At 47.0% G+C, this 6,791-nt stretch carries 6 protein-coding genes and 2 pseudogenes; 3 read left to right on the top strand and 5 right to left on the bottom strand.

The features are described from left to right. Both H6A28_RS15230 and H6A28_RS13610 read left to right on the top strand, forming a co-directional pair. Nucleotides 1-105 (top strand): annotated as a pseudogene (locus H6A28_RS15230) (IS982 family transposase); the annotation flags it as partial. A 315-nt stretch (nt 106-420) separates the two neighbouring features. Then, nucleotides 421-1,242, top strand: a complete 822-nt coding sequence (locus H6A28_RS13610; RefSeq protein WP_204480812.1) for a carboxymuconolactone decarboxylase family protein — start codon at nt 421-423, stop codon at nt 1,240-1,242. An 87-nt stretch (nt 1,243-1,329) separates the two neighbouring features. Here H6A28_RS13610 and H6A28_RS13605 read toward each other — a convergent pair whose 3' ends face one another. From H6A28_RS13605 to H6A28_RS13585, 5 genes and pseudogenes are all read right to left on the bottom strand, one after another. Continuing rightward, nucleotides 1,330-2,250, bottom strand: a complete 921-nt coding sequence (locus H6A28_RS13605) for a M14 family metallopeptidase (RefSeq protein WP_204480811.1) — start codon at nt 2,248-2,250, stop codon at nt 1,330-1,332. A gap of 9 nt (nt 2,251-2,259) precedes the next feature. Continuing rightward, complete coding sequence (locus tag H6A28_RS13600) at nt 2,260-3,186, bottom strand: M14 family metallopeptidase (RefSeq protein WP_204480809.1); 927 nt, start codon at nt 3,184-3,186, stop codon at nt 2,260-2,262. Then, nucleotides 3,183-3,962 (bottom strand): transglutaminase domain-containing protein, encoded by a 780-nt coding sequence (locus tag H6A28_RS13595; protein ID WP_204475237.1) that lies wholly within the window; start codon nt 3,960-3,962, stop codon nt 3,183-3,185. Before H6A28_RS13595 ends, H6A28_RS13600 begins: the two co-directional genes overlap by 4 nt. 14 nt (nt 3,963-3,976) lie before the next feature. Continuing rightward, entirely contained in the window at nt 3,977-4,675 is a 699-nt protein-coding gene (locus tag H6A28_RS13590) for an alpha-E domain-containing protein (RefSeq protein WP_204480807.1), read from the bottom strand. Nucleotides 4,676-4,732: 57 nt separating this feature from the next. Then, a pseudogene (locus H6A28_RS13585) lies at nt 4,733-6,006 on the bottom strand (circularly permuted type 2 ATP-grasp protein). 399 nt (nt 6,007-6,405) lie between these two features. Here H6A28_RS13585 and H6A28_RS13580 point away from each other — a divergent pair. Beyond that, complete coding sequence (locus H6A28_RS13580) at nt 6,406-6,786, top strand: winged helix-turn-helix transcriptional regulator (protein WP_204475233.1); 381 nt, start codon at nt 6,406-6,408, stop codon at nt 6,784-6,786. Nucleotides 6,787-6,791 lie beyond the last annotated feature (5 nt).

Raw genomic sequence — 6,791 nt, 5'->3', positions numbered from 1 at the left:
TTTATAGCCAACTCTTTGTCGGCTATAGCAGCATATTGCTTTTTTGAAAAGAAGCCCGCCATTGATGTAAACTTTGTCAATGACGGACAACTGTCTATTTTCTAATTTTATATCGAACTCACGTTAAATACGAACGTCTTATCAAGGTGCTTGCCTTGTATCGCATGACACTGGGGCAGCCACGCCAGGAAGAACTGTTGAACCTTTTGAAAAATATGCACCTCTCGGATAAACAACTTAAAGAATTGACAATCGATTTGTCTCCTTTTCATAAAGAATTAAAGAGTTGACACAGCTTGTCTTTCATCTTCCGCCATTCGGGTATAAATATCCGTAAAACGTATACACGGGCCATAATATAAAACGGTTAATTTTGCCACAGGAAATCAGAAAAATACAAACCGTTAAACTCATTGCATGATGAAAATACAAATGCTCCTTGCGCTTGCCGCATGGGTAATAAACAGTACAACGATTATGGCACAGGAAACTATCAAACAGACGGCTGGACGCGACCAGCTGGGAGAATTTGCTCCCAAATTCGCGGAATTGAACGACGACGTACTTTTCGGGGAGGTGTGGAGCCGGACTGACAAACTCGGACTGCGCGACCGCAGCCTGGTGACCCTCACTTCACTCATCAGCCAGGGAATTACCGACAGCTCGCTGACTTACCATCTGCAGACGGCGAAGCAGAACGGCATCACCCGCACGGAAATCGCTGAAATCATTACACATATCTCCTTCTATGCCGGATGGCCGAAGGCGTGGGCCGCTTTCCGGCTGGCCAAGGAAGTGTGGGCGGAAGACACCACGGGAAATGATGCCAAAGCAGCCTTCCAGCGCGAGATGATTTTCCCTATCGGAGAACCCAACATGGCGTATGCGAAGTATTTCATCGGGAATAGTTACTTGGCTCCGGTGTCAAAGGAACAGGTGCCTGTGGCCAATGTGACCTTCGAGCCGGGATGCCGCAACAACTGGCACATCCACCGGGCTACCAAGGGCGGCGGACAGATGCTGATTGGCGTGGCCGGACGCGGCTGGTATCAGGAAGAAGGCAAACCGGCCGTACCGATTTTGCCGGGTACGGTGATTCACATTCCGGCTGGTGTCAAACACTGGCACGGGGCGGCAGCCGACAGCTGGTTCGCGCATCTGGCCTTTGAGGTGCCGGGCGAAAACACGTCGAACGAATGGCTGGAGCCGGTTTCCGACGAAGAATATGGCAAACTGCAATAATCAATCCAGTGTCACCGGTTGCCTGCCGTCGGCGGGAAGCCGGTGACCTTTCACTCTCCTATCTTTGTTCTTTTTTACATCTCTTCGTTAAGCAATCTTATATACTACGGTATTCTGCAGCACCAGCGACTTGTTATGGGCAAAAAAGACCACTCCGTTGGTCGGAGCCTGAATTTCCATCAGGACATGGCCGTAGTAAGGGTCGATGACGGAAGCCATCACTTCTCCTTTCTTCACCACATCGCAAGCGTGTTTCATTTTGTACAGGATACCTGAAACGGGGGTTCTGACCGACACCAGCTCTTCTTCATCCAGCAAGCGTGAATTGTAGTCCGGGCTGCTGTAGTCGGTATAGTCTATCAGTCCCGTGCGGTGCATAAAGCGGAAAATCGTATGCACACAGTCGGCCACGTCTTTTCCCTCCACGGTATCGTTTCCTCCACTGTAGAGGGAGAACGCTTTGGTGTTCCAGATTTGCCAATTATAGTTGAGCAAGGTGGTGTCGAACGGCAATGGTTTGTAGAGGCAGACAAACGGGAGGCCGAAAAGGGCCGCGGTGGCCGTGTCTTCGTAACCGGTCTGGGTAATCCGCACATGCGGTACAAAATCGCCTGGAATGTAGAAACTGGCCAACTGGATGCCGTAGGTGTATCCTTGAATAGCCTCAAAAAGAGCGGCAGCAATACGCTGAGTGGTTTCTCCTCGGTCGTACCCTGGAAACATCCGGTTGATATCGGTATTGTCCATGGCCCAAAATCGCTTTTCTATGTTCATGGAGAAAGGATTGACCGACGGAACGACCAAAATCCCGGGCACCAGCCGGCCTTCTTTCTCCAATGTGGCCAACCGGTTTACGACCTGTGAGCAGATGTATTGTTGCTGTATCTCATTCCCACGCATGGCCCCTACCAGCGCAAGGCTCTTCTCTCCTTCTCCGAAACGAAATCCTTGGATGCGGAACGTGTCGCGGAAAGGAGATTCCATGCGGAAGATTATTTCATTTTTCATATCGGTTGCTTAAAATTGATGAATACGTGCCAGGAGGGATCCCTGATAAACGATGGGGTACGCGCGGAGGGTAAAAAGCAGTCCCCGGGTAGGCGCTTCTACAGTCTGGAAAACCTCTCCGGTGAGCGGGCTGACAATCTCGCCTATCTTCTCTCCTTTTTCTACAATCATGTTATTCTTGATTTCAGTGAGGAAGACACCGGAGGCATCCGCATTGAGGAAGCTCACCCGGTTGCCTGCGGAGACAACCGGAGTGGATATGGAGTTGGCTTCGGGAGCTTCGGCCCAGATGCCTAGGGTATGCATCAGGTTCAGGATACCGTTTACCAGCCAGTTGCCATATCCGTGATTGATGCGCATGCCCACTCCCATCTCTACCACCAAGGTGGGGGTATCCAGGCTGTTCAGCGAATGGGCCAAGGTAGCCTCCAGCACCGTGGCAGCCTCGTGTACCCAGATAAAATCTACATCCAGCAGCTTGGCATAAGGGACTAGTGTGTCTGCTGTATTCACATTAATACGTACCTGAGGAATCTCCCGCAGGAAAATGTTGCTGGAATGAATATCGATTACCATATCGGCTCCTTGCAAATCACGTATAAGAGTATAGGCAGCCTGTTCTGCCATGGTCCCATCCGGATTGCCGGGAAAAATGCGGTTCATATCCAAATCGAAACCTGGGATGCCCCGGGTGATGGAGTCGATGCCCAACGGATTCAATGCGGGATAGATTTCTACTGTGCCATTCAGTTTCTCCAGATTCTGTTGTATGATTTGATTGAGGCGGAAACAGACATACTGGCCTTCCAGTTCGTCGTCGTGCGTACCTGTGACGATGCAGATACGTTTGTTTTGGTTTCCATGGTTGATTACATTTTTCTTTATTAATAACCGCTCATCTACAGGAAGGGCGGTAGATACTACTGTCTTTATCATAGTTCTTCTACAATTACCCGGATTTCAGTCTGTTGCGTGGCATTACCGGTAAAAACGCCCCGATTTACCCGACAGTCCATGGCATCGCGCCCATGTGCCAACTTAATATATCCATATTCTATCAATCGGTTGTTGGTCGGGTCTATTCCTCTCCATTCATCGCCTGCAAGTACTTCCACCCAGGCATGGGTCACGCCTGTACCCTGCATGAACCCGTTTACATAGCGGGCGGGGATGCCACAGGCGCGGCACAGTGCAATCAGGATGTGAGCATAATCCTGACACACACCTTTTCGCTGTTGGAAAGCTTCCATGGCAGTCGTGTCTATCTGTGTACTGCCTGGTGAATAGCACATATAATCATGAATTTTGTCGGCAAGCAGCAGGGCACTATCCAACGGATTATTTTTCTTCTGTTTCCCATCTGCCAAAAATGCTTTCATGGAATCAGACAATCCAGTCAGGGCAGATTCCACCCGGAACACATATCCCGGTGTGGACTCTGGAATGCAATACGGAGTAAGTTTGGCTTCCCCACTGCTGACAAAAATAAATGCGTCGTGCGCTTCTGCCCGGCTGCCGTATTGAAGCGGATTTCCCCAGGCATCGGCTCCATAGATCAAGTAATCAGACGGATGGAGAAACATGTCACGTTTTACCACCTGCTGGCATGCATTGACGCAAGGCATACACCTCAGGCTGAAGAAATGTCTGGTTATAGGAGAACTGAAGCGTATGATGGTCTGATAATTATATAGGTATCTCTTTGTCATCATGACTTTCATTTTTATTATAATAAGACAAGGTGGTTGAGGTATTTGAGTACCGTTGCCTTATATTCCAGGTTGGAACTGTCATACTTCTCCTCACTCAATAACTCATCTAAATGTTCCAGAATCATTGGGTCGAAAATGCCTTCTTCTGTTTCCGCACAGAGTTTCAAGGATTCGAAGGCTTCCTCTATGCGGTAGAAAGGATAATCAAACCGAATGTGCATGTCCATATTTTCTACCAACTTGCCGATTCGCAAGAAATTACGTACCCGTTCATCGAATACCCGTTCGTCTACTGATCCCCAAAAAGCGAGGAGATAGTCGGTAATTGGCTGAAGGTCGGTGATGTTGTCATCTTTTTTCTCGGCCGACTTCCGAATGCACGACAACGATAGTTCAATGTAAGAGAGGGTTTCGCTCATAATCTCTTCACGCAGGACAATGGCGTTGTCATTGGCGGCGGTCAGTCCCGAAATCAAGGAGCAAGGATTTTTTTCATCATACATATACCCTATTCGGAAACTTTCCCTGTCGGGATAAGGATTGTTGGTATCCAGTTTCTGATAATATTCCTCGTACTCCTTCGGTTCACCGTCAATCATCTTGTCATAATAACGGCGCAGCAGATGAAGGCTGATGTAAACTCTTTCTGTATATCGGCCTAACCAATAAAGACGGTTGGCTTTAATGGCTGAAATGGCATTATTTGTAATCATATCTCGTGGTTGTTTAGTATTCGTTTTTAGCAATTATGTTCTCGTTCAGACTTGGGGCTACTTTTCCATTACCCAGGTATCTTTGAATCCCCCTCCTTGTGAAGAGTTCACTACAAATGAATTTGGATTACGTGAGAAGCGGGTCAAGCCGCTTTTCCACACCCGGGTCTGTTCGCCGGAAATGACGAAAGCACGCAGGTCGGCTTTTCGTTCCACTCGTTCATTGCCTTCTTGAATTTCCAGGTCCTTGAAGTCTATTACCTCTTGCGCAATCCAGCGTCTGGGGTCATCGATAATCAGTTGTTTCAGTTCAGCCAGTTTTTCAGGAGAGAGGTCTCGTCCGAATACGACCCCATATCCACCGGCTTCGCTCACATCTTTGATAACCAGTTTCGCGATATTGTCCAGAATATACTGGTAATCTTCTTTATAGTATGGAAGATAAGTAGGTGCATTCTGAAGAATCGGTTTCTCGTGCAGGTAATACGTAATCATTTTAGGTACGAAGTAGTAGATGCCTTTGTCGTCGGCCACTCCATTGCCCAAGGCATTGACCACTGCCACATTCCCTTTTCGATAGGCCTGCATGAGATGAGGGATTCCTATCAGGGAATCTGCATTGAAGGTCAGCGGATCCAAGTATTCATCGCTGATACGACGATAAATACATCCCACTTGTTGTTTTTCTTGGTACAGTCCCATGTAGTAGACGATATCGTTCTCTACCACCAGATCTCCCGGGAAAGCCAATGTCGCTCCTGTTTTCTCCGCTAAATACGAATGCTCAAAAAAGCAGAATTATAGCGTCCGGGAGTCAATATGACAGAAATACCCCGTCCATCATTCACATAGTCCATCATTTCTTTCAGCAGAGTGCTATAATCCCGGTTGTCGGCTACTGTATTCTCCTGAAAAGTCTGTGGCGATACTTTCCGCGTGATAGTACGGGCTATCATCGGATAAGAAGCGCCGGAAGGAATGCGGAGATTGTCTTCCAACACAAACCAGCGGTTGTCTTTTGCCTGCACCAAGTCGATGCCTGATATGTGCGAATAAATATCGTGGATGGGCGACACGCCTTCACACTCCGGGAGGTATCCCTTGGAAGAGTAAATAAATTCGGCCGGTATAATGCCGTCTTTGATGATTCCTTTTTCGTGATAGATATCGTTTAAGAATAAATTCAATGCATCTACACGCTGTATGAGTCCCCTTTCCAGGTAATCCCAGTCTTCCTTGGAAATTACCCTCGGTATAGCATCAAAAGGGAACAACTGTTCTTTAAAAACCCCGTTTTTGTATACTCCGAAACGTACGCCGAAGCGTTCCATCCATTTGTTGACCGCGTCTCGGTTTTCAATCATTTTATCCATATCCTTACCTTTTTAGATTATACCTTATCTCTCTTTCTCACTCAAGCTACGTTTGAATTCCCCCTTCGCAAACGTGCTATTCTTTTTGTTCATGTTCCTGGTAGAAAGACATCCCAGGTTCTTTAATTCAATGTTTGTATTATCATTTTATTTGTGTATTTTGTATAATTGCAGCATTGTAATATTGTTATTGTAAAATTATAAATAAAATGATATTGAAACAAACATTTTTGCAATAAAAAGAATTTGATAGCTAGTAAGGTAGCTCTCTTATGAAAACGGTAAGTGCAGAAACATTCCGCCGTGTTTCTACTTTTTATTTGTACCTTTGTATAGAAACTTGTACAAAGCCACTTTATGGATAAGAACAAACTAAATGATGATATTTACATCAGGAACTGTCCGATTCGGAACGTGTTGGCCCGTATCTGCGACAAATGGTCGATTCTGATTATTTTTACCCTGGAACAATTTCCGGTGATGCGTTTTGGAGAACTCCATCGCATGATTCCAGACATTTCTCAGAAAATGCTGACGGTCACCCTCCGCACGCTGGAAGAAGACGGACTGGTCAGTCGGAAGGTGTATGCGCAGATACCGCCTAAAGTAGAATATTCGTTGACCTCCCGCGGAAAATCCTTACTCCCCCATCTGAACGGGTTGATACAATGGGCCAAGGAGCAGATGAACGACATCCTGCAGGATCGCCGGAATGAATCGGGCAATCCAAGTATATGACACTG

It is taken from the genome of Bacteroides mediterraneensis, assembly GCF_016900355.1.
Taxonomy (GTDB): domain Bacteria; phylum Bacteroidota; class Bacteroidia; order Bacteroidales; family Bacteroidaceae; genus Phocaeicola.
This window is presented reverse-complemented; position numbering and strand designations above follow the sequence as displayed.